Here is a 23633-nt window from a genome sequence, read left to right on the forward strand (position 1 = left end):
TCATGAGCCCAAGGGAGTGCTCATGAGCTCCACACCCATTCCCAACCCCTTCGACGAGGAGAAGCCGCGCGACCCCTACTGGTACAAGCGCGCGGTCTTCTACGAGGTTCTGATCAGGGGCTTCGCCGATTCCAACGGCGACGGCACCGGTGACATCAAGGGCCTGATCAGCAAGCTCGACTATCTCCAGTGGCTCGGCGTGGACTGCCTGTGGCTGTTGCCGCTGTACGAGTCACCGCTGCGCGACGGCGGCTACGACATCGCCGACTTCATGAAGATCCTGCCGGAGTTCGGCGATCTCGGAGACTTCGTGAAGCTCGTCGATGAGGCCCACAAACGCGGCATGCGGGTCATCGCCGACCTGGTGATGAACCACACGAGCGACGCCCACCCCTGGTTCCAGGCCGCGCGCCACGACCCGGAGGGGCCGTTCGGCGACTTCTACGTCTGGTCGGACAACGACAGCGCCTATCCCGACGCCCGGATCATCTTCATCGACACCGAGACGTCCAACTGGACCTATGACCAGGTCCGCGGCCAGTACTACTGGCATCGCTTCTTCCACCACCAGCCGGACCTCAACTACGAGAACCCGGCCGTGCAGGACGCGATGCTGGAGGTGCTGCGCTTCTGGCTCGACCTGGGCATCGACGGGTTCCGCCTCGACGCCGTGCCGTACCTCTTCGAGGAGGAGGGCACCAACTGCGAGAACCTGCCGCGCACGCACGACTACCTCAAGCGGATCCGCAAGGAGGTCGACCGGCTCTACAACGACCGGGTGCTGCTCGCCGAGGCCAACCAGTGGCCCTCCGACGTGGTCGAGTACTTCGGCGACCCGGTGGGCGGGGGCGACGAGTGCCATATGGCGTTCCACTTCCCGCTGATGCCGCGCATCTTCATGGCCGTACGCAGGGAGTCGCGCTACCCCATTTCCGAAATCTTGGCCCAAACCCCGAAGATTCCGGAACATTGCCAGTGGGGGATCTTCCTCCGCAACCACGATGAGCTGACGCTCGAGATGGTCACGGACGAGGAACGCGACTACATGTACACCGAGTACGCCAAGGACCCGCGCATGCGGGCCAACGTCGGCATCCGGCGGCGCCTGGCGCCCCTGCTGGAGAACGACCGCAACCAGATCGAGCTGTTCACCGCGCTGCTCCTGTCGCTGCCCGGCTCGCCGGTGCTCTACTACGGCGACGAGATCGGCATGGGCGACAACATCTGGCTCGGCGACCGCGACGGCGTACGCACGCCCATGCAGTGGGACCCCGACCGCAACGCCGGGTTCTCCGACTGCGACCCGGGACGGCTCTACCTGCCGGTCATCATGGACCCGATCTACGGCTACCAGGGGCTCAACGTCGAGGCGCAGCAGAAGAGCGGCGGATCGCTGCTCCACTGGACCAAGCGCATGATCGAGATCCGCAAGCGGCACCCGGTGTTCGGCCTGGGTGAGTTCACCGAGCTCAACTCCTCCAACCCGAGCGTGCTGGCGTTCGTCCGCGAGCTGGGCGACGACCGGATGTTGTGCGTGAACAACCTCTCGCGCTTCCCCCAGCCGGTCGAGCTTGACCTGCGTAGATTCGTCGGCGTCTCGCCCGTTGAGACGATGGGTGGAGTTCCATTCCCGGCAATTGGCGAACTTCCGTATCTTTTGACGCTTCCCGGGCATGGGTTCTATTGGTTCACACTCCCACCGGCCTTCACCCAGGAGGAGTAAGACGTGCTTGACGAGCTCCTTGCCGCATGGATCAGTCGCCAACGATGGTTCGGCGGCAAGGGGCGCGCGATCGACTCCCTGTCGATCGAGTCGGACGTCGTGATCGACGCCGACGACCCCGGCCTCCGCCACCTGATCGTGTCCGTCTGGCAGGGAGCGTCGAGAGAGCGCTACCAGATCCTGCTCGGAATGCGGACCGAGCTGCCCGACCGGCTGAAACACGCGCTGATCGGCACGCACGGCCCCTACGCCTTCGAAAACGGCCCCGACCATCCCGAGTGGTACGTCTACGACGCCGTCCACGACCAAGCCCTGACCCACTGGGTCCTGGAGTGCATGGCCGAGGGCTGCGGCTGGGACACCGTCCGCTTCCGCCACCTGCCCGGCGTCACCATCGACACCTCACCGCGCAGCCTGGTGCTCGGCGCCGAGCAGTCCAACACCTCCCTGGTGTACGGGGACGCCTACATCTGCAAGTTCTTCCGCCGCCTGATTCCCGGTGTGAACCCGGAGCTGGAGATCGTCACCGCGCTGGACGCCCTGGAGTCCGCGCACATCGCCAAGCCGTACGGCTGGATCGAGACCGACCTCGACGGCACCGCCACGACGCTGGCCATCATGCAGGAATACCTCTCCACCGCCAACGACGGCTGGGACCTGGCCCTGGCCAGCGTGCGGGACCTGTACGGCTCGATGCCCGAGCTCTCGGCGGGCGAGGTCGGAGGTGACTTCGCCGCCGAGGCGCACCGGCTCGGCGTGGCCACCGCCCACGTCCATCACGAGCTGGCCACCGCCTTCCCCACCGACCTGATCGAGGTGCACGAGGTCAAGCGGATGGCCGAGGGCTTCCGGCGGCGGCTGGGCCGGGCCGTGGGCGAGGTGCCGGAGCTGCGCGAGCACGTCGACGCGCTGGAGGCCGCCTACCACGCGGTGGAGGACCTGACCGTCGAGGTGCCCGTGCAACGGGTGCACGGCGACTACCACCTGGGCCAGGTGATGCGCATCGCGACCGGCTGGGTGGTGCTCGACTTCGAGGGCGAGCCGGGCCAGCCCCTGGCCGAACGCCGGGCCCTGTCGTCCCCGCTGCGCGACGTGGCCGGGATGCTCCGCTCGTTCGACTACGCGGCCAGGCACCTGCTGGCCGACCACTCACAGCCCGAATCCCTGGAGGAGCGGGCCGCCGAGTGGGCCGACCGCAACAGGGCCGCCTTCCTGGAGGGCTACACCGAGGGCGGCGGCGTGATCACCTCGGCGGACGCGGCCCTGCTGCGCGCGTTCGAGCTGTCGAAGGCGGTGTACGAGGTGGTCTACGAGGCCCGCAACCGGCCCTCATGGATCCGCATCCCGCTGGCCGCCTTCCGCCGCTGACCTGTCGCTAACGGAGCTCTTCGATCAGGCTCGACAGGCCGTGGGCGCCGTTGCCGGCCGCCACCCGCCGGTCGAGGACCTCCCTCATGGGCAGCAGCAGGTCCGGCTTCACCCCCTGCTCCTCGAAGGCGCGGATCAGGTTGACCATGCCCACCTGGTTGATCTCCAGGTTGGAGACGTCGGTCACGTAGGCGCCCGCCTCGATGTCCGCCGCCATCCGGGGCTGCTGCCCGGCCATCGCGTTCAGCCATGGCACCAGCAGCTCCGTGGTGAACTCCGCCACCGGCCGCTTCTCCGAGGCGATCAGCGCCGCCGCCTCCAGGAACCCGGCGATCTGGCCGTACATGCCGGTGAGCATGGCCAGGTCGTACAGCGGTGCGAGCCCCGCGTCCGCCCCCAGGTAGCGGGGCCTGGCCAGCGCGCCCAACGCCTCCTCGTAACGCTCGAAGGCGGTGGGCGAGCCGCTGTAGAGGATCAGCGCGCCGGGCGTGCCGATCATCTGGGGCACGGCCATGATGCCGCCGTCCAGATAGTCGCCGCCGCGCTCGGCCACCCACTCCGCCATGTCGCGGGCCTCCGCCGGCCTGCCGTTGGTGAGGTTCAGCAGGACCCGGTCGTCCAGCCGTACCGAGCCGAGGAGCTCCCGTACGGCCGCGTAGTCGAGCACGCAGACGATCACCAGCGGGCTGGCCGCGACCGCCTCCGCCGCGGTCGCCACGGCGGTGGCGCCCAGGCCGTCAGCCTTGCCTTCTGTACGGTTCCACACGGTGACGCTATGACCGGCCCCGACGAGGGTCCGGGCCAGGGCCTGGCCCATGAGGCCCAGGCCGAGGATAGAGATACGCATGCTGAGCAGTCCTTTCCGTTGACGGCTTCCACATTGCTGGCCGGGGGTTATGGTCGGGTTCGGAGTTTGTTATGGGGGGCTGATGAGATTCGGGGTGCTGGGCCCCCTCTCGGTGTGGACGCCGGACGGGCAGCCGGTCCAGGTGCCCGAGGCCAAGGTCCGCGCGCTGCTCGCCGACCTGCTGGCGCACCGGGGGCGGCCGGTCTCCACCGACCGGCTCATCGAGGACCTGTGGGGCGACCGCCCGCCCGCCGACGCGCCCGCCGCACTCCGGGTCAAGGTCTCCCAACTGCGCCGGGCGCTCGGTGACCGCTCACTGGTGGCCTTCCGGCCGCCGGGGTACCTGCTCGCGGTGGACGCGGAGGAGGTGGACGCGGGCCTGTTCGAGTCCCTGCTCGCCCGTGCCGGGCGGAGCGACGACGCGCGGGTACGGCAGGCGCTGCTGACCGAGGCGCTCGGCCTGTGGCGGGGGGCTCCCTACGCCGAGTTCGGCGACTTCGCCAGAGCGGCCGTCGACCGGCTGGAGGAGCAGCGGCTGGTCGCGCTGGAGGAACTGGCCGAGACGCGGCTGGAGCTGGGCGACCACGGGGCGCTGGCGGCCGAGCTGGCCGAGCTGGTGACCGCGCACCCGCTGCGGGAGCGGCTGCGGGCCGCGCACCTGCGGGCGCTGTACCGGGCGGGGCGGCAGAGCGAGGCGCTGGCCGGTTACGCGCAGCTGCGCGGGCTGCTGGCTGAGGAGCTGGGCATCGACCCGGCACCCGAACTGACGGCACTGCACGCCGCGATCCTCCGCCAGGACCCGATCCTCGACCCACCCGCACTGCCCATGGACCCGACGCACTCCCATCCGCCCGCGCCTCTTGGAGCGCCGCAGGGCTCCGGTCCGGCCGGATCGCTCGCCGGGCCGCCCGCGACGAACCTGCCCGCCCCGCTCACCGAGCTGATCGGCCGGGACGCGGAGGTGGCCGAGGTGCGGTCGCTGCTGCGGGCCGGGCGGCTCGTCACGCTGACCGGGCCGGGCGGGGTCGGTAAGACCCGGCTCGCCCTGGAGGCGGCGGCCGAGCCCGGCCGGCCGTTCCCCGGCGGGGTGTGGCTGGTCGAGCTGGCCTCGGCCACCTCCCCCACCGAGGGCGTGGTGGCCGAGGTGGTGGCGACGGTGCTGGGGGTCAGGGATGATGCGCCCGGATCCGTGGTCGACCGGCTCGCCGCCGCGCTCCGTACCAGCGCGACCCTGCTCGTCCTCGACAACTGCGAGCACGTGGTCGACCAGGTCGCCGAGCTGGCCGAGCGGCTGCTGCGGGCCGCGCCCGAGCTGCGCGTCCTGGCGACCAGCCAGGAGTCGCTGCGTGTCCCCGGCGAGGTCCTGTGGAGCGTGCCGCCACTCGGGCCGGAGGCCGCCGCACGGCTGCTCGCCGCCAGGGCGGGCATCGGGCCGGACGACGACGGCGTGGCGGAGATCTGCGCGCGGCTCGACGGGATCCCGCTGGCGCTGGAGCTGGCCGCCACCCGGCTGCGGGCGCTCACTCCGCGCCGACTCGCCGCCCGACTCGACGACCGGTTCCGGGTGCTCGCCACGGGGCATCGAGGTGCGCCCGCGCGGCAGCGGACGCTGCGGGCGATGATCGACTGGAGCTGGGAGCTGCTGACCGACGCCGAGCGGGTCGTGCTGCGGCGCCTGGCCGTGCACGCCGACGGCTGCACGCTCGAAGCCGCCGAGGCGATCTGCGCCGAACCGGGCCTGGACGTGCTCGACCTGCTGGCCAGGCTGGTGGACAGGTCGCTGGTGGTACGGACCCCCGGCGGCAGGTACCGGCTGCTGGAGTCGGTGGCCGCGTACTGCCTGGAACGGCTGTCCGAAGCGGGTGAGACGGAGGCGGTCCGGCTGCGGCACGCTCACCACCACGCCGACCTCGCCGAACGCGCCGAGCCGGGCCTGCGCGGACCCGAGCAGCGACACTGGCTCGCACTGCTCGACGCCGACGCGGCCAACCTGCGCGCCGCGATCGAGACCTCGCTCCGGCTCGGCGCAACGGACGTGGCGGTCCGGCTGGTGAACGCGCTGGCCTGGTACTGGGTGCTGCGCGGCAGGCTCGGCGAGGGACAGCGGACCCTGGAGGCGGTGCTGGCCGTCGCCGACGACGCGCAGGCCCGTGTCTGGCTGGCCGGGCTGCGGATGCTGTCCGGGCAGGGGCGGGCCCCCGGTGTGGAGCAACTGCCGGCCGCGATCACGGATCCGGTGCGCCGGGCCAGGGCGCGGTGGTTCCTGGCCTTCACGCTGTACGGCTATGACGACCCGGTGGTCACCGACGCGTTGCTGGACGGCGCGCTGGAGTCCTTCCTCGCCCTGGACGACCGGTGGGGCACGGCGGCGGCGCTGAGCCTGCGGGCCAGGCGGGCGCTGCTGCGCGGCGATCTGGCGGCGCTGCGGCAGGACGGGGAGCGGGGGCTGGAGCTGTTCCGGGAGGTGGGCGACCGGTGGGGTGAGATGCGGGCCGCCGAGAACCTCGGCACGCTGGCCGAGATCACCGGCGACTACGTGCGGGCCGCCGACCTGCGGCGCGACGGGCTGCGCGGCGCCGAGGAGCTTGGGCTGCAGAGCGAGGTGTCCGGCGCGCTGTCCAGGCTGGGCCGGGTGGCGCTGCTGACCGGAGACCTCGACGCGGCGCGGGAGCTGCACGAGCGGGCCCGGCGGCTGGCCGTCGCCCGGTCGGATGTGCCGCTGGAGGAGTTCGCCGAGGTCGGGCTGGCCCTGGTCGCCCGGCGGCAGGGGCGGCTCGATGAGGCGGAACGGCTGCTGCGCCGCTGGTTGCGCTGGGTGCGTGAGGTGGCCGGCGAGCCGGGGGCGGCGCTGATCCTGGCCGAGCTGGGGTTCGTCGCCGAGCAGCGCGGGGACGCGGTGGCCGCGCTGGAGTGGCAGCGCGAAGGGCTGGCGGTGGCACGGCGGGTGGGCGATCCGCGCGCGATAGCGCTCGCCCTGGAGGGCCTGGCGGGCGCCCACGCGCTCGACGGCCGGCACGAGGAGGCGGCCGGGCTCCTGACCACGGCGGATGCGCTCAGGGTGTCGGTGGGCGCCCCGCTGCCCGAGGCGGAACGCGGCGATGTCGACCGGATCGCGGCCTCGGTACGGACGGCGCTTGCGCCCCCGCAGACCATCCAGAACCCTTCTTAAAGCGGGCATTTACCCCCGCCGCTGGCTCGCGATAAACCCAAGATTTCGCACTTTCGGTGATTGTCTGCGTGAATGCGGGCAGTGCCTGGGTTGTAGGTCTGACGTAGGGCAGGGTGGGAGCATGCCGATGAGGACAGAGCTCGACCGACTCGCGGGCGGAGCACACCACGATCCGCATTCCGTGCTGGGAGCACATCCCGTCGAGGGCGGTGTCACCTTCCGTACGCTGCGCCCGCTGGCCGAACGGGTCCGCGTAGTGCTGGACGACGGGACGGCCCACGATCTCAAGCACCAAGCCCACGGGGTCTTCGAGACCACGGTCAAGGGGCTCGACAAGGTGCCCTCCTACTCCTTCAGCGTCCAGTACGCGGGCTCCGAGCCGTACCAGGCCCGTGATCCCTACCGCCACTGGCCCACGCTGGGCGAGGTGGACCTGCACCTCATCGGCGAGGGCCGCCACGAGCGGCTGTGGGAGGTGCTCGGCGCGCGCGTGATGCGGCACGAGGACGTCGACGGCACCGCGTTCGCCGTCTGGGCGCCGAACGCGCGCGGCGTCCGGGTCGTCGGCGACTTCAACCACTGGGACGGCACCGCGTACCCGATGCGCTCGCTGGGCCGTTCCGGCGTGTGGGAGCTGTTCATTCCCGAGATCGGGCGGGGCGAGCGGTACAAGTTCCACATTCTCGGCGCCGACGGCGTGTGGCGGGACAAGGCCGACCCGATGGCCAGGCGGACCGAGGTGCCGCCGCAGACCGCCTCCGTGGTCGAGCAGTCCGCCTACACCTGGGAAGACGACTCGTGGATGACCGAGCGCGCCGAGAAGAACGCGCAGCGGGGTCCGGCGAGCGTCTACGAGGTGCACCTGGGGTCGTGGCGGCCCGGTCTGTCCTATCTGGAGCTGGCCGAGCAGCTCGTCGACTACGTCCAGGACATGGGCTTCACGCATGTGGAGCTACTGCCGGTGGCCGAGCACCCGTTCGGCGGGTCGTGGGGCTACCAGGTGACGTCCTACTACGCGCCGACGGCCCGGTTCGGGACGCCCGATGAGTTCAGGCACGTGGTGGACCGGATGCACCAGGCCGGGATCGGGGTGCTGCTGGACTGGGTGCCCGCGCACTTCCCGATGGACGACTGGGCGCTGGCGCGCTTCGACGGCACGCCGCTGTACGAGCACGCCGACCCGGCCCGTGGCGAGCATCCCGACTGGGGGACCTACGTCTTCGACTTCGGCCGCCGGGAGGTGCGCAACTTCCTGGTCGCCAACGCGCTCTACTGGATGAAGGAGTTCCACATCGACGGGCTGCGGGTCGACGCGGTCGCCTCGATGCTCTATCTCGACTACTCGCGGCGCGAGGGTGAGTGGACGCCGAACATCTACGGCGGCCGGGAGAACCTCGACGCGGTGGAGTTCCTCAAGGAGATGAACTCCGTCTGCTACCGGGAGGCTCCGGGCATCACGACCGTGGCGGAGGAGTCGACGGCGTGGCCGGGCGTGTCGCGGCCCGTGCACCTGGGCGGGCTCGGGTTCGGCTTCAAGTGGAACATGGGCTGGATGCACGACACGCTCAGCTATCTACGACATGAGCCGATATTTCGGCAGTACCACCACCATCAGATGACTTTTTCGCTCATGTACGCCTACTCCGAGAACTTCGTGCTGCCGCTGTCCCACGACGAGGTCGTGCACGGCAAGGGCTCGCTGCTGGGCAAGATGCCGGGCGACGAATGGCAGCGCTTCGCCCAGCTCAGGGCCCTGCTCGCGTTCATGTGGGCGCACCCGGGCAAGCAGCTGCTGTTCATGGGCGGCGAGTTCGGCCAGGGCTCGGAGTGGTCGGAGGAGCGCGGGCTCGACTGGTGGGTGCTGGAGTTCGACGGGCACGCGGGCGTACAACGGCTGGTGCGCGATCTCAACCGGCTCTACCGCGAGACCCCGGCCCTGTGGGAGCAGGACGCGACGCCCGAGGGCTTCCGCTGGATCGACGCCGACGACGCGCGGGGTAACACCTTCTCGTTCGTCCGCTACGCGGCCGACGGATCGGCGGTGGCGTGCGTGGCCAACTTCAGCGGCGGGCCGTACGAGAACTACCGGCTCGGCCTGCCGTACGGCGGGCAGTGGACGGAGATCGTCAACACCGACGCCTACGACTACTGGGGCAGCGGGGTCGGCAACATGGGCGAGGTCCAAGCCGTCGAGGAGCCCTGGCATGGCCTGCCGCACTCCGCCACGCTGCGGGTTCCGCCGCTGGGCGCCGTGTGGCTGCGTCACGACGCGCTGGGAAGTGAGTGAGAGTTCGCTGAGAGGGCCCCTCCACCCCTGTGCGCGCCGGATAAATCCCCTTAAACTCCGGGATCGTGCGACTTCGCTCCTTGATCGTGTGCGCGATCCTGCTGGCCTTAGTGCCGGCCGCTCCGGCCTTCGCCGACGACCCCACGTCTACCCCGACCCCCTCGCCGAGCGCGACCCAGGAGAAGCTCGAAGACGGCCTGGCGCTCAGCGGCGGCACCGTGCGCGCTATCGTCGAGCTGAGCGACCCGGCGCAGAACGCGCCGGTGGCCAAGCAGGCGGCGGCCGAGAGCGTGGACGTCGTGCTGCGGCCGGAGAGCCAGCCGTTCATGGTGGTCCAGGGCACCGCCGAGGAGCTGGCCGCGCTCGCCGCGGACTCGCGCGTCACCTCGATCCACCGTGATCGCGCCTATCCCCCGAGTGCGGCGAACAACCTCACCCAGATCGGCGCCGACCAAGCGCACGCCCAGGGCTTCGTCGGCACCGGCCAGGCGGTGGCCGTCCTCGACACCGGCATCGACGAGGACCACCCGAACTTCGGCGGCCGGATCGTGGACGAGGCGTGCTTCTCCGCGGTGGACGAGGGCGTGGAGTCGCTGTGCCCGAACCACCAGACCACGCAGACCGGCAAGGGCGCGGCCGACGCCATGACGGCCAAGTGCCTGGCCAACGGGGAGAACCTGTGTGACCACGGCTCCCACGTCGCGGGCATCGCGGCGGGCAACGGCGGCGTCGCGCCCGGCGCGGGGATCGTCGCGGTGCAGGTGTTCAGCCGGGTCAACGACGAGTCGGTCTGCTACGGCGAGCCGTCGTGCCTGCTGGCGTACGAGTCGTCGCTGCGGCTGGCCATGGACTACGTGGCCGCCTCGGCGCAGCCGATCGCCGCGGTGAACCTCAGCCTGGGCGGCGGGCTGCCCGAGACCTCGTGCGACGACAGCGAGGAGGGCGCGATCTTCAAGCCGAAGATCGACGCCCTGCTGGCCAAGGGCATCGCGACCGTGGTCGCGGCTGGCAACGAGTACTCCGAGGGCGCCTCGTTCCCCGCCTGCATCACCTCCGCGGTGGCCGTGGGCGCGAACGACGACAGCGACGCGATCGCCGACTTCTCCAACCGGGGCGCCGGGGTGGACCTGTTCGCGCCGGGTGTGGACATCGACTCTTCGGTGCCCGACAACCAGAGCGCCGTCTACAGCGGCACCTCGATGGCGACTCCGCACGTGGCGGGCGCGCTGGCGCTGCTGAAGGCGCAGTCCCCGCAGTCCCCGATGACCGAGCTGATCGACAAGCTCAAGTCGAGCGGCCGCCCGTACGTCTATCAGGTCGCCGACGGCACCCAGGTCACCACGCCGCGCCTGGACGTGCTCGCCGCGCTGACCGGTAGCGCGCCGCAGCCGCCCATCACCCAGACCCCGGCGCCGGCCCCCGACGACCCCGACCCGTCCGACCCCGACCCCGAGCCCGACCCGTCGGACAGCAGCGGCCCCACGCCGACGCCCGAGCCGTCGGAGACGAGCCCGACGCCGGTCCCGCTGCCGACCCTCACCGTGACTGTGACCGTGACGGTCACCCCCAAGGCCCCCGCCACGGTGTGTACGCGCGGTACGACCGGCACCCGCCTGACGGCCAAGAAATGGGCCGTGGAGCTGCACCGGAGCACCGGCAAGCTGCCCGACGCCACGCTCACCTGCTACCTGAGCCTGGTGCAGAAGGCCAGCACGGTCTTCCCCGAGCTGACCAAGGCGTCATCCCTGGGCACCGCGTACCGGGTGCTGAAGGCCAGCAAGACCAACCGCGCGAAGCTGGACGCCGCCCTGCTGACGGGCTGGCTGAACTGGGCCCACGGAACCAACGGGACAACAACCTTGAAGTCCGCCGAAAAGGTGCGACTCACCACCAAAGCCACAAGTGCCGCGCTGAAGAAGGCGGCGAAGAGCGTCCTGCCGAAGTAGCGGCAAAGGTTTCTCTGGCGTAGATGCGTCACTTGGGAAACAGCGACATCACCCTTCTCGCGGGTGGGGACTGTGCAGGCAGTATGCCTTTCCCCACCACGGAGGAACCAGTGAAGCTACGACCGCTGCTGACCGGTATGGTCGCGCTCGCCACGGTCTCGGCCGCGCTCGTCGCGGCCCCGGCCGGCAGCGCGGACAGCCGCGCCGGCGGCCCGCTCATCAGCCCGGCGCTCATCGCTGAGATGCAGAGGACGCAGCGCGTCCGCTCGATCGTCGAGCTCCATCCTGGCCAGGACGGCGAGGCTGTCGCCAGGGACATCATGGCGGCCTCCGCGGCCGCGCGGATCGTCGAGACGGCGAAGTCGCCGAACTTCTTCGTGGCCGAACTCGACGACGCGTGCCTGGACGCGCTCAGGGACGACCTCCGCGTCAAATCCGTCTACCAGGACGAGCTGAGCTCGGCCTTCATGGACGACAACTCCAAACTCCTGGACGTCAGCACCAAGGTGATCGGCTCCGACCGGGCCAACGCGGCCGGCTGGACCGGCAAGGGCGCCACGGTCGCCATCCTCGACACCGGCATCGACGAGGACCATCCGTTCTTCGCCGGCCGGATCACCGACGAAGCCTGCTTCTCCTCCGCGAACCCGAGCGTCGAGGCCGTCTCGCTCTGCCCCAACGGGCAGCCCAGCCAGACCGGCCTCGGCGCGGCGAACGCCGAGACCCCGCTGTGCATCGCGAACGGCGTCAACCAGTGCCGCCACGGCTCGCACGTGGCGGGCATAGCGGCGGGCGCGATGGTGCGGGGCGCTCCGTCCAACGGCGTGGCCCCGGCCGCGGCCATCCTGCCCATCCAGGTCTTCACCCGCATCAACAGCGCCACGGCCTGCGGCGCGGCGGGAGCCCCCGCGACCCCGTGCTTCCTGAGCTACACCTCCGACCAGAAGCTCGCGCTGGAGTACGTCGCGAAGGCGGCCAAGGCGCGGCACATCGCCGCGGTGAACATGAGCCTCGGCGGCGGCCGCATGTGGACCGAGCCGTGCGACAACGACCCGCGGGCCGGCGCGCACAAGGCGCAGTTCGACGCCCTGCGGGCGCTCGGTGTGGCGCCCGTGATCGCGGCGGGCAACTCCGGCAACGACGGCGTCGCCTCTCCGGCCTGCGTCTCCAGCGCCATCGCGGTGGGCGCCACGGACGACAGTGACCAGATCGCCTCGTTCTCCAACCGCGGCGCGATGCTGGACGTGTTCGCGCCCGGCGTCAAGATCAACTCGTCGGTGCCCGGTGGCACCTTCGCGGAGCTGAGCGGCACCTCGATGGCCGCGCCGCACGTGACCGGCGGGTTCGCGGTGATGAAGCAGGCCTTTCCCGGCCTGAGCGTCGCCCAGGTCATGGCGAAGCTGCAGAACACCGGCATGGACATCTCCTACAGCAGCGAATTCACCGAGGTGAGCACCGAACGGATCAACCTGGCCAGGGCGATCCTCCCGGCCCGGTCCGCTCTCTAAACCCTCGCCCCGGCCTGCCGTCCGGCCCTCGGCAGGAGTTTGGTCAACCCATGACCGACTCCTGCCGCTTAGGGTGGCTTTTATGGACGCAGGCAAGGCGATCTTGGATACCGTTGACAGGTTTCGCCAGCGGCGCACCGCCCCGCTGGTACTCGAGCTCGATCTGACCGAAGGGCTCACCGAAGGGCCACCGGCGGACCCGCTCTCCGCTGTGCTGTCCATGCGCAAGACGCGGCTGGCCGATGTGCTCTCGGGCCTCAAGCGGGCCAGGCAGGACTCCCGGGTCAAGGCACTGATCGTGAAGATGGGCGGCAACCCGCTCGGTCTGGCGATGGTGCAGGAGCTGCGCCAGGCGGTCACCCAGTTCCGGGACTCGGGCAAGCTGACGGTCGCCTTCGCCGAGACGTTCGGCGAGTTCGGCAACGCCACCGTGCCCTACTACCTGGCCACCGCGTTCGAGCGGATCTACCTGCAGCCGAGCGGCGACGTGGGGCTGACGGGCGTGGCGCTGGAGCAGCGGTTCGTCAAGGGCACGCTGGCCAAGCTGGGCGTCGACTACGAGGTCGGCCAGCGGCACGAGTACAAGACCGCGGCCAACATGTTCACCCAGGACCACATGACCGAGCCGCACCGCGAGTCGATGACCCGCATCGTCGAGTCGGTCATCGAGCAGGTCGGCGCGGGCATCGCCGAGGGCCGCCGGCTCGACCCGGCCAAGGTGCGCGAGCTGATCGACCAGGGGCCCTTCATCGGCGCCGAGGCGCTGGAGGCCGGCCTGGTCGACGGGCTGGCCTACCGCGACGAGGTGTACGACGAGGTCAAGCGGGCCGCGGGTGGTGAGCCGCACCTGCAGTACGTCTCCCGCTACGCCAAGGCCGCGGCCGTACGCAAGCTGCCGCATCCGACGGCCGACGGCATCGCGCTGGTCCACGGCAACGGGCAGATCAGGTCCGGCCGCAGCGGACGCAGCCCGCTCGGCGGCGGCGGCGCGATGGGCTCCGACACGGTGAGCGCCGCGCTGCGGGCCGCCCGGCGCGACGAGCACGTCAAGGCGATCGTGTTCCGAGTGGACAGCCCCGGCGGCTCGTACGTCGCCTCGGACACGGTCTGGCGTGAGGTCGTGCTGGCCCGCAAGGTCAAGCCGGTGATCGTGTCGATGGGCGACGTGGCCGCGTCCGGCGGTTACTTCGTCTCGATGGCCGCCGACGTGATCGTCGCCCAGCCCGGCACGCTGACCGGCTCCATCGGCGTGTTCGCCGGCAAGCCGGTGATGCGGGAGCTGCTGGAGAAGGTCGGCGTCAACTCCGAGCTGGTGGCCGGGGGCGCCAACGCGGGCATGTTCTCCGCGACGCGCGCCTTCTCCCCCGAGCAGTGGGAGCGGGTCAACGCCTGGCTCGACCGTATCTACGATGACTTCGTGGGCAAGGTCGCCGAGGGTCGCGGCCTGACCCGGGAGCGCGCCCACGAGCTGGCCCGCGGCCGCGTCTGGACCGGCGCCGACGCCCGGTCCTGTGGCCTGGTCGACGAGCTGGGCGGCCTCGAGGACGCGCTCGGCATGGCCAGGAAGCGCGCGGGCCTGGGCGCGGAGGCGCCCGTGCGGGTCTATCCGCGGCTCAACCCGCTGGAGCGGCTGCTGGGGCCGGAGTCGAGCGAGGACAAGGCCGCCGCGCTGGCCCGCGTCCGCCTGGAAGCCTGGGGGCCGCTCGCCCGGCTCTCCGCCGAGCTGGGCCTCCCGGCCGCCGGGCCGCTGACCCTCCCGAGCTGGTACACGATTCGCTGAAACCGCCGTACGTGATGTCCGGTGGGCTCTTTCGTCAGGAGCCGCCCATCGGGCGGTAGCGGGCGCGGAGCCGGACCAGCGGCTGGAGCGAGGGCGTGACATACGGCACCGCGAGCACACGCGCGATGAACAGCGTGTGATCCCCGGCGGGGACCACCTGGGTGGTCTCCGCCTCCAGGGCCGCGACGCCGCCCTCGACGACGAGTGCGTCCGAGAGGGTGCTGCGGTGGTGCGCGATGCCCGCCACCAGGTGACGGGCGCTGGGCCGCCCGGCGGTGGCGAAGCGGCTCGCGATAGCGGCCTGCCCCGCGGACAGGAGCGAGGCCGCCCAGCGGTCCTGGCGCAGCAGCACCTCGCAGAGGTAGCCGCCGCTGCCCAGACTCACCAGGATCAGCGGCGGCTCCAGCGAGACCGACATCAGCGCCGAGACGGTGGTGCCCAGGTCGTCGCGGCCGTCGCGTACGGTGACCACCGCCACGCCCGCCGCGAGCTGCGCCATCGCCTCGGTGAACTCGCTCACGACGAGAGCCCCCGGAGTGCGGGGCCCCTCGCCGGGCGGGTCAGCCGAGACCGTTGGAGGTCAGCCATTCCTTGGCCACCGTGGCGGGCTCGTCCTTGTTGACGGCGATCTTCTGCATCATGTCGAGCAGCGACTGCGTGGTGAGCTTGGCCGAGATCGCGTTGAGCGTGGTCTTGACCGTGTCGTTCACGGCCGCCTTGTTGACCAGCGGCGTCACGTTCTGGGCGGCGAAGAGGTTCTTCGTGTCCTGGAGCGAGACGAGGTTGTTGGCGGCGATCTTCGGGTCGGTGCTGAACACGTTGCCGACCTGGACCGTGCCGTCCTTGATGGCGTCGGCGGTCGTGGCGCCCGTGGCCTTCCAGTCCTTGAACTCGATCCCGTAGACCGACTTGAGCTCCGCCTCCCAGCGCTTCTTGAACTCGGCCGGAGCCCCGATGACCATGGTCTTGGACACCTTGGCCAGGTCGTCCATGGTGTTGAGCGACTGCTTGGCCTGCGTGTCCTTGCTGATCGTCAGGGTGTCCTTGTCCTCGGCGGGAGAGGAGTCGAGGACCTCGAGCTCGGGCGGCAGCTTCTCCTTGAGCCCGGCGTTGACCTCGTCAGTGGTCTTCGCCTTGGTCTCCTTGTCGACGAAGGCCAGCAAGTTGCCGTTGTACTCGGGCACGACGGTCAGCCCGCCGCTCTTGACCTGGTCGTAGATGACCTCGCGGGTGCCGATGTTGGGCTTCTCCTCCACCTGCACGCCCTTGGACTGGAGCGCCTGGGCGTAGATCGAGGCCAGCAGGGTGTTCTCATCGAAGTTGGCGGAGCCGATGATGACCTTGCCACCGCTCGCGGCGGCCGAACCACTGGGCGCCGCGCTCGTGGTGTTGAGCGGGTTGCCTCCACCACTGCCGCCACCCCCACAAGCGGCCAACGCGAGCGATGCCGTCAGCAGCACCGCCGCGGTGCCGAACATGCGTTTCATCGTTATTTCCTTCCTTAGCGGCAGGTATTGGAGAGATTAGCGGACCTTGACCCGCTGGCTCACCCCTGGGGAGACCGTCACCCTCCGAACGAGGGTGAACAGCACCTGCACGACGAGCGCGAACAACACAATCAGTACTGAACCCCCGACGACGCTGGCGTAATCCTGAGTCGAGAAGCCATCGATGACGAATCGCCCCAGCCCGCCCAATCCGGTGTAGGCCGCGATCGTGGTGGTGGCGACCACCTGGATGGCCGACAGCCGGAGCCCCAGGAGGATCAGCGGCAGCGCCACCGGCACCAGCACCCGCCCGAGCACCTGCCCGCTCCGCAGGCCCATCCCATAGGCGGCATCACGCAGCTCCGGGTCCACGCCCCTGATGCCCTCGAAGGTGTTGACCAGGATCGGCGGTATGGCCAGGAGCACCAGCGGAATGATCACCGGCAGGATGGACGCGGTGCCGAGCAGCAGCACGAACAGCACCAGCAGCCCCAGCGTCGGCAGTGCCCTGGCCAGGTTGGCCGTGACCACCACGCCGATTCCGCCCTTGCCGGTGTGCCCGATGAGCAGGCCGAGCGGGATCGCGATCAGCACGGCCAGGGCCAGCGCCATGACCGAGAACTCCAGGTGTTCGAGCAGCCGCGCGGGGATGCCCGCCGGGCCCGACCAGTTGTCGGCCTTGCCGAAGAACTCCAGCAGCCAGTTCACGCGGACCTCCTAGCCCGGACCCAGGGCGTGAGCAGCCGCTGGGCGAGCACCAGAAGGCCGTCGGCGATGAGGGCCAGCAGCACGATCAGCACGATACCGACGAGCGCGGGCGGCACGAACGGGTTCTGGTAGGCCCTGGTGAACAGCATGCCCAGACCGCCCTGCCCGATCAGCGCGCCGACGCTCACGAGGCTGATGCTGGAGACGGCGACCACCCGGAGCCCGGCGATCACGACGGGCGTGGCGATCGGCAGCTCCACCTGCACCAGGCGGCGCAGCGGCGTGAACCCCATCGCGACGGCCGACTGCCGTACGTGCTCAGGAACCGCGCCGAGCCCGTCGACGACCGACGGGATGAGCACGGCGCAGGCGTAGAAGGTCAGCGGCACGATCACGGTCGTCTTCGACAGGCCGGTGAACTGGATGAGCAGCATGAAGACCGGCAGCGACGGCAGCGCGTAGATCACGTTGAACACGCCCGTGGTCGGCTGGTAGAGCCAGCGCCAGCGCACGCTGGCCAGCCCCAGCGGCAGCGCCACGATCAGCGCGACGACGATCGGCACCAGCGACATGATCAGGTGGTCGCCGAGCAGGTTCTTGATGCTGTCGACCCGGCCGGTGTCCCAGTTGCGCGCGATCCACTCCCATATGGAGGGCGGTCCGTCAGCAATCGCCCACGTGGAGGGCGGTCCGTCAGCCATCGGCCGCCTCCGCCAGTGCCTCGTCGAGCGCCTCCCGCGTGGCGGCGCCGACCACCTTGCCGTCCCCGTCGACGGCCACCGCGCAGCCCGACGGCGACAGCAACGCCGCGTCGAGGGCCGAGCGCATCGAGTCGCGGCCGAGCACGAACGTCCCGTACGGCTCCAGCTCGGTGGGCCGCTCGCGCGAGATCCAGCCGACCGGCCGGTCGTCCCCGGTGACGACGAGCAGCCACGGCTCGTCCGTGGGCCCCTCGAAGCCCTCGGGCACGGTCAGATCGTCGCGCAGGCGCAGACCCTCCGTCGAGATGAACTGCAGGCGCCTGATGCCCCGGTCATGACCGAGGAACTCGCGGACGAAGTCGTCGGCGGGCTCCGACAGCAGCGTCTTGGGGTCGGCCAGCTGCGCCAGCTTGCCGCCCACGCGCAGGACGGCCACCCGGTCGCCGAGCTTGATGGCCTCGTCGATGTCGTGGGTGACGAAGACGATGGTCTTGTTCAGCTCCGCCTGCAGCCTGAGCAGCTCTTCCTGCAGGCTGGTGCGGACGATCGGGTCGACCGCGCTGAACGGCTCGTCCATGAGCAGCACCGGCGGGTCCGCCGCGAGCGCCCTGGCCACACCGACCCGCTGCTGCTGCCCGCCGGACAGCTGGAACGGGTAACGCTCGCCCATGGCCGAGTCGAGTCCCACGCGTTCGAGCAGCTCCATGGCGCGGTCACGGGCCTTCTTGCGGTCCCAGCCGAGCAAATAGGGGACGGTGGCGATGTTGTCTACGATCTTCCGGTGCGGAAAGAGCCCGGCCTGCTGGATGACATAGCCGATGCCGCGCCGCAACGTCGGCGGATCGATGCCCTGCACGGGCTCACCGTCAAGGAGGATCCGCCCCTCTGAGGCGTCGATCATCCGGTTGATCATTCGGAGGGACGTCGTCTTCCCGCAACCGGAGGGGCCGACGAACACGGTGATCTCACCCGTCGGCGCCTCAAGGCTCAGGTGATCGACTGCGACCGTGCCGTCCGGATAGCGTTTGGTGACGTCGTCAAATGTGATCACGCGCGACCTCTCGCGTTCGTGGCGGGGGCCGCAGCCCCCCTGCTACGGCCGCCGCATGATCTCTTAGGACGACCAGACTACGGCGATCCAGCTCACTCTGTCCCCTCGGGCCTCTGTGAAACGCTTCAGCAAGCTGCAAGTTTCATGCGAAATGCCGTTCTGATAGTGCGCTGCACCTGGGTAAGTTGGCATGATTAACACCACACACTCAGACGCCGCACCCCCCACCTCAAGCGTCCGTATTTCAGCAAGAGGATCCGGCCCCGTGACAGACTTGCTCACCGATCACCCCTCCCGGGCGGAACTGATCGCGGAGCTCTACGACCGTTACGCCGCCGGGCTGTTCGCGTACTGCGCTGACCAGCTCGGAGACCACGGTTCCGCAGCCGACGCCTTGGTGTCCGTCCTCGGCTCCGCCGCCGACGCCTGGGCGTCCGCCCGCGGTTCCGGGGCCAACACCTCAGCATCCACCCGCGGTTCCGGGGCCACTGCCTCAGCGTCCGCCCGCGTCGGCGGGCAGGCGGCGCCGCCTGCCCGCGCCGCCCTGTTCGCGTTCGCCCGCCGGGAGATCCAGCGCCGCGATGTCGTCTACGCGCCGCCGGTGGTCGACCCGCTGATCGACCCGGCGTCCGCGCTGGTGGAGCGGGTCCTGCGGGAGCTGCGCCCGCACCAGCGCGAGGTGCTCGTGCTGTGCGAGGTGTGCGGGCTGGACCGCGCCGAGCTGGCCTGGGTGCTCGACGTAGCGCCCGACACGGCGGACGAGCTGGCCACCAGCGCCACGCACCGCTACCGGCAGGCGCTCGACACCACCCTGGCCTGCACAGAAACCCGCGTGTCCAAGCCGGTGGCCGACGTCTACGGGGCGCTCGGCGTGGCGCCACTGCGCGACGTACTGGGACGGCTGCCCTGGCCGCCACCGCCCGCGTCCCTCCACTCGCACTTCGCTCCGCAGATCCCGCCCGGTCGTACGGCGGCGCCGATGTTCGTCAAGCCGCTCTGGCCGGGCCCGCCCACGTGGCCGCAGCCGTTGGCTGTGGCGGACGCGGCGACCAGCACCGGGATCTTCCCGACGGAACTGCTGACCCCGCCGTCGCCGTCCCGAGTGCCGGAGCACGAGGCACCCACGGCACCGATGCCCAAACTCCGCGACCCGTTCGGACCCGGCTCCGCTCTCGAGGGCCCCGCTCCCGCGGGTCTGGCTCCCAAGGGTCCGACTCCTGAGGGCCTGGCTCCTGAGGGACAGCGCTTCTTCACGCCTCGGTCACCCAGCACGCGACTGCCCGGGGACCTGCTCTCCGACACGCGGTCATCTGGGGACGCGCTCTTCGGCAGGCGGCCGTCCGACGACGCCCTCTTCGACACACGGCCACCCTCCGACGCGCTCCCCAGCAAGCGACCGTCCGACGACGCCCTCTCCGGCTCGCGACCGGTGCGTGATGGGTTGTTCCGCTTACCGCAGCCCGCTTCCGAGAAGCCCGCGCCTGCTCAGCCGACCGAGGAGCCCCTGCCGAAACGTCCGTTCACTCTCTCGGCGTCCATTCCGGCGGACGTGCTGGACGACGAGCCGATCACCCAGGAACTGCCCGCCATCGGCGACATCCTCGTACACAAGGGCGAGGCCAGGGAGCCGGGCTCCTTCTTCGTCCCCAGGACCGCCGCCAGGGAGCCCATCTACCGGCTGCCGGCCCCGCTGCCGTTCCCGCCGACCGTGGACGACCTGCCCATCGTGGACGACCTACCCGAGGACCTCCCGGACGTACCGGACGTACCGCGAGCCCGGGTACGCCCCGGCAAGGACCGGCACCACGACTGGGCGTGGGAACTGGTCGGGTTCCTGGTCTGCGTCGCCATCGCGATGATCGTGTTCTTCGCGGTCCCGCTCATCATCGGCTAGCTGCCAGCACTGACCGCAGATCGCTCACTGCCGGCCGCTCCCGCTGCTCCACCGGCACCGCCGACAACACCATCCGCCCGGCCTGTTCGACCAGCGTCGTCCGGTGGATGGCCGGCAGGCTATCCACAACCTCAGCAGCCACCTGCAGGCCCTCGTCAACCCCGCCGTTGACCACTGTGCATTGCGCGGTCAGCAGGCGCGCGATAGCGGGGTACTGGTAATCGGGGTTGTCTCTGACGACCTGGTCCCGCGCTCACTGGCCTTCGCCATGTCGCCTACCGCGCTGTACACCCATACCCGAGCGTACGGGAACTGCCCCAACCGCCAGTAGTCGGCCATGATGCTGGCCGGCAGATGACCGGTGCTCAGACGCTCGCTGATCCGCTCCAACGTCGCGCGTGCTTCATCGTGTCGCCCGACCATGGCCAGGGCCTTGCAGCGGGTGTAGTCGATCAGCGCGGCGCCGTACGAGCCCGGCACCTTCTCGACCAATGGCGCGGCGCTGGACAGAAGACGGAGCACCGTTTCCGGGTCCCGCTGTCCGCCGTCGATGCCGTGCCCCGCCTCCGTGCTGCGTACGCCGAGTTGCAGGTACAGGTCGCCGCTCGCGTCGGCGGCATGGCACGCGGTGCGCCACCACCGGAGTGCGGCGCCGTGTTGGGCGAGGCGGGTAAGCACGTTGGCGTGCAGCGTGGCGAGCGCGGCCAAGGCGCGGTACAGGTCGCGCGTATGCGCGTGGTCGGGCCCGATCTGGGCAATGCTCTGCTGGACCTGGTGCACCACCGCCATGAGGTCGAGATGGATGTCCGCTTGGACCTGGGTGGGGGGACGGCGCCGGAGGGCGTACAGATGGTCGGCGCAGGCAAGTTCCCAGTCCGCTGCTGATCGAGTGCTGGGGATGCTGAGGTCGATGAGTTGGCGGAGAGCTTCGCTGGGTCCGAGCGCTCCGAGGCCGGCGGCCATCTGCAGGCGTCCAGGCCTTCAAGGGTCAGGGGCCGACGGAAGAGGGCCCAGATCGCGGATGACCCCGGCCAGGGCCTGGATGGGCTCGCTCTCAGCCTCGCTCCGCCACACCAGCGCGTACGGCAGCGGCTCCATATCGGTGACCGGCAGGTAGGCGATGTCCGGCCGTACCCAGTAGCGGGTGACGTGGGCGGGGAAGAGCACGACAAGCCCGTCCATGCTGGCGAGGGTCATGGCCTCTTCCGCGTCCCGCACCACGGGACCGCGCTCGATCTGACGGCCCCGCCGGGTGAGGCGCGGGGCGTAGGCGTCGTACCAGTAGCCGGGCCCGGTGTCGGCGTGCGGGTGCTGGAAGTCGGAGACCATCTCCAGCGAGACCGACGCGCGCGAGGCGAGCTGGTGGTCGGTGGCGACGGCCAGCACGCGCTGCTCGGCGAACACGACCGGCCCCACGGTGAGGTCGGGTTCGTCGACGGGGAGCCAGCTCACCAGGACGTCGATGTCTCCGCGCCGCAGCGCGGGAAAGGCTTCGCCCACCTGTGCTTTGTGGACGCGCAGCTTCCACAGCGGGTGGCGCAGGCGGAAGACGTCCCAGTAGGGGCGCAGGTCGTGGGCGTTGAGCGGGAGCATGCCGACCCGCAGGATGCCGGTGATGCCCTGGCCGGCGAGCTGGGCGCGCTCCATGCTGTCCTTCAGCCCGGCATACAGCGGCCGGAGGTCGTCCCGGAGCTGCCGTCCGACGTGTGTCAGTCGGACCGTGCGGTTGTTGCGCTCGAACAGCGGAGCGCCGACCTGCCGTTCCTGCTTCTGGATCGCCTGGGTGACGCGAGCGGGTGACAGGCACAGCCGGGTGGCGGTGCGGCCGAAGTGCAGTTCCTCGGCCAGGATCAGGAAGATCTCGATGTCCCGCAGTTCCACGCCTGACCTGCTCCGTTCACTCCCGCTGAAGGTGATCTTTCGGGGTTCGTCGTTGTTTCGGGTGTTCACCGTACTTGATCCTCGATGCGTACGATTCGCCTAGTCGAGGGAGCACGTGGATGGACGTCCTGGTTTGCGGTGCCGGCGTCGCCGGGGCTGCACTGGCGTACTGGCTGCGCCACCACGGGTTCACCCCGACCGTGGTGGAGCGCGCCCCGCGGGTGCGCGCGGGCGGGTATGCGGCGGGCCTGCGCGGCGAGGCGCTGGACGTGCTGGACCGGATGGCCCTGCTGGAGCGGGCCGAAGCGCTGGACCTGCGGCTGGGTGATACGGCGATGGCGGACGAGTACGCCGCGCTGCCCGTGGCGGTCCGTGCGGGCGACCTGGAGATCCTCAGGGACGACCTGGCCGGCCTGCTGTACCAGGCCACCCGCCGGGAGGTCGAGTATGTCTTCGGCGACTCGATCGCCACACTGGAGCAGACGGTCGGCGACGTGCGGGTCACCTTCGACCGGGGCCAGCCGCGGCGCTTCGACCTGGTGGCTGGCGCTGACGGGCTGTATTCGCGAACCCGCTCGCTGGTTTTCGGGCCGCCCGAGCTCTTTGTCCGGCACCTGGGCCTCTACACGGCGGTCTTCGGCCTGCCCGGCCATTTCGGCACCGAAGAAGGCGGCCGGGTCCACCGCGTACCGGGCAAGGCGGCCGCGGTGCTCGGCACCCGCGACGGCACCCGAGCCCGGGCGGCGCTGCACTTCGCCTCCGGGCCGCTGGCCTACGACCGCGATGACGCCGGGCAGCACAAGCGCATCGTGGCCGGGCGGTTCGCCGACGAAGGCCGGCTGGTCCGGCGCCTGCTGGAGGAGATGCGGGGGGCGAAGGACCTCTTCTTCGAGGCGAACGCCCAGGTGGAGATGCACCGCTGGTTCTCGGGCCGGGTGGTGCTGCTCGGGGACGCCGGTTACTGCGCGGCGTCGGCCTCGGGTCGCGGCGCCTCCCAGGCGTTGATCGGCGCCTACATCCTGGCCGGCGAGCTGGCCGCCGACGGCGGCCATGCGCGGGCGTTCGCCGCCTACGAGCGGGAGATGCGCGGCTTCGTCGCCGAGCACCAGCACCTGGGGCGCGAAGGCGCCGACCAGTTCTTCCTGGGCACGCCTCCGCAGGAGGGGCTCGATCGCACGACGGCGGCCCGCCCGTACCTGATACGGCTCAAGGACTACGTTCCCGGCTTCGCCGCGGAGCGGCCTTCACCCGGCCGGGCCGCCCGCTGACCTGGCGCTGCCGTG

Annotated in this window: 17 protein-coding genes; 9 read left to right on the forward strand and 8 right to left on the reverse strand. The window is 70.5% G+C overall.

The annotated features are described in order from the left end of the window. Positions 1–22 precede the first annotated feature (22 nt). Positions 23–1723 carry a maltose alpha-D-glucosyltransferase gene (gene treS, locus ACGFJ2_RS14725; RefSeq protein WP_357950024.1) on the forward strand — a complete coding sequence of 567 codons (1701 nt, stop codon included), beginning with the start codon at positions 23–25 and terminating at the stop codon, positions 1721–1723. Between the two features lie 3 nt (positions 1724–1726). Beyond that, entirely contained in the window at positions 1727–3091 is a 1365-nt protein-coding gene (locus ACGFJ2_RS14730) for an aminoglycoside phosphotransferase (RefSeq protein ID WP_357950022.1), read from the forward strand. A gap of 7 nt (positions 3092–3098) precedes the next feature. Here ACGFJ2_RS14730 and ACGFJ2_RS14735 read toward each other — a convergent pair whose 3' ends face one another. Further along, positions 3099–3938, reverse strand: a complete 840-nt coding sequence (locus ACGFJ2_RS14735) for an NAD(P)-dependent oxidoreductase (protein ID WP_393468188.1) — start codon at positions 3936–3938, stop codon at positions 3099–3101. Positions 3939–4020: 82 nt separating this feature from the next. Here ACGFJ2_RS14735 and ACGFJ2_RS14740 point away from each other — a divergent pair, with 82 nt between their 5' ends. From ACGFJ2_RS14740 to sppA, 5 genes are all read left to right on the forward strand, one after another. Beyond that, complete coding sequence (locus ACGFJ2_RS14740; RefSeq protein WP_393468190.1) at positions 4021–7107, forward strand: BTAD domain-containing putative transcriptional regulator; 3087 nt, start codon at positions 4021–4023, stop codon at positions 7105–7107. A 127-nt stretch (positions 7108–7234) separates the two neighbouring features. Next, the gene (gene glgB, locus ACGFJ2_RS14745) at positions 7235–9394 is read left to right on the forward strand and encodes a 1,4-alpha-glucan branching protein GlgB (protein WP_393468535.1); all 2160 of its coding nucleotides are present in this window, start codon (positions 7235–7237) and stop codon (positions 9392–9394) included. Between the two features lie 65 nt (positions 9395–9459). After that, positions 9460–11340, forward strand: a complete 1881-nt coding sequence (locus ACGFJ2_RS14750; protein WP_393468192.1) for a S8 family serine peptidase — start codon at positions 9460–9462, stop codon at positions 11338–11340. A 110-nt stretch (positions 11341–11450) separates the two neighbouring features. Next, positions 11451–12848: a S8 family serine peptidase gene (locus ACGFJ2_RS14755; protein WP_357950010.1), complete on the forward strand. Its 1398-nt coding sequence runs from the start codon at positions 11451–11453 to the stop codon at positions 12846–12848. 82 nt (positions 12849–12930) lie between these two features. Continuing rightward, positions 12931–14628, forward strand: coding sequence for a signal peptide peptidase SppA (gene sppA / locus ACGFJ2_RS14760; RefSeq protein WP_357950008.1), 1698 nt, complete (start codon positions 12931–12933; stop codon positions 14626–14628). Positions 14629–14662: 34 nt separating this feature from the next. Here sppA and ACGFJ2_RS14765 read toward each other — a convergent pair whose 3' ends face one another. Genes ACGFJ2_RS14765 through ACGFJ2_RS14785 form a run of 5 tightly spaced genes read right to left on the reverse strand, consistent with a single transcriptional unit; the run spans position 14663 to position 18575 of the window. Beyond that, the gene (locus ACGFJ2_RS14765; protein WP_393468195.1) at positions 14663–15148 is read right to left on the reverse strand and encodes a flavin reductase family protein; all 486 of its coding nucleotides are present in this window, start codon (positions 15146–15148) and stop codon (positions 14663–14665) included. Between the two features lie 40 nt (positions 15149–15188). Then, complete coding sequence (locus ACGFJ2_RS14770; RefSeq protein ID WP_358178595.1) at positions 15189–16115, reverse strand: ABC transporter substrate-binding protein; 927 nt, start codon at positions 16113–16115, stop codon at positions 15189–15191. 36 nt (positions 16116–16151) lie between these two features. After that, positions 16152–16823, reverse strand: a complete 672-nt coding sequence (locus tag ACGFJ2_RS14775; protein WP_357949999.1) for an ABC transporter permease subunit — start codon at positions 16821–16823, stop codon at positions 16152–16154. After that, positions 16820–17524 (reverse strand): ABC transporter permease, encoded by a 705-nt coding sequence (locus tag ACGFJ2_RS14780; protein WP_357949996.1) that lies wholly within the window; start codon positions 17522–17524, stop codon positions 16820–16822. Before ACGFJ2_RS14780 ends, ACGFJ2_RS14775 begins: the two co-directional genes overlap by 4 nt. Then, complete coding sequence (locus ACGFJ2_RS14785; protein ID WP_357949993.1) at positions 17517–18575, reverse strand: ATP-binding cassette domain-containing protein; 1059 nt, start codon at positions 18573–18575, stop codon at positions 17517–17519. Before ACGFJ2_RS14785 ends, ACGFJ2_RS14780 begins: the two co-directional genes overlap by 8 nt. Positions 18576–18840: 265 nt before the next feature. On the opposite strand from ACGFJ2_RS14785, the gene ACGFJ2_RS14790 reads away from it, so the two are divergent. Continuing rightward, positions 18841–20469 carry a hypothetical protein gene (locus tag ACGFJ2_RS14790; protein WP_393468200.1) on the forward strand — a complete coding sequence of 543 codons (1629 nt, stop codon included), beginning with the start codon at positions 18841–18843 and terminating at the stop codon, positions 20467–20469. A 189-nt stretch (positions 20470–20658) separates the two neighbouring features. Here ACGFJ2_RS14790 and ACGFJ2_RS14795 read toward each other — a convergent pair whose 3' ends face one another. Together ACGFJ2_RS14795 and ACGFJ2_RS14800 are read right to left on the reverse strand one after the other, a co-directional pair. Further along, positions 20659–21432, reverse strand: coding sequence for a hypothetical protein (locus ACGFJ2_RS14795; protein WP_393468202.1), 774 nt, complete (start codon positions 21430–21432; stop codon positions 20659–20661). An 18-nt stretch (positions 21433–21450) separates the two neighbouring features. Continuing rightward, positions 21451–22350: a LysR family transcriptional regulator gene (locus ACGFJ2_RS14800; RefSeq protein ID WP_358178602.1), complete on the reverse strand. Its 900-nt coding sequence runs from the start codon at positions 22348–22350 to the stop codon at positions 21451–21453. 119 nt (positions 22351–22469) lie between these two features. On the opposite strand from ACGFJ2_RS14800, the gene ACGFJ2_RS14805 reads away from it, so the two are divergent. After that, positions 22470–23618 carry an FAD-dependent monooxygenase gene (locus ACGFJ2_RS14805; RefSeq protein ID WP_358178604.1) on the forward strand — a complete coding sequence of 383 codons (1149 nt, stop codon included), beginning with the start codon at positions 22470–22472 and terminating at the stop codon, positions 23616–23618. Positions 23619–23633 lie beyond the last annotated feature (15 nt).

It is taken from the genome of Nonomuraea sp. NPDC049028, from assembly GCF_043197735.1.
Lineage (GTDB): Bacteria > Actinomycetota > Actinomycetes > Streptosporangiales > Streptosporangiaceae > Nonomuraea.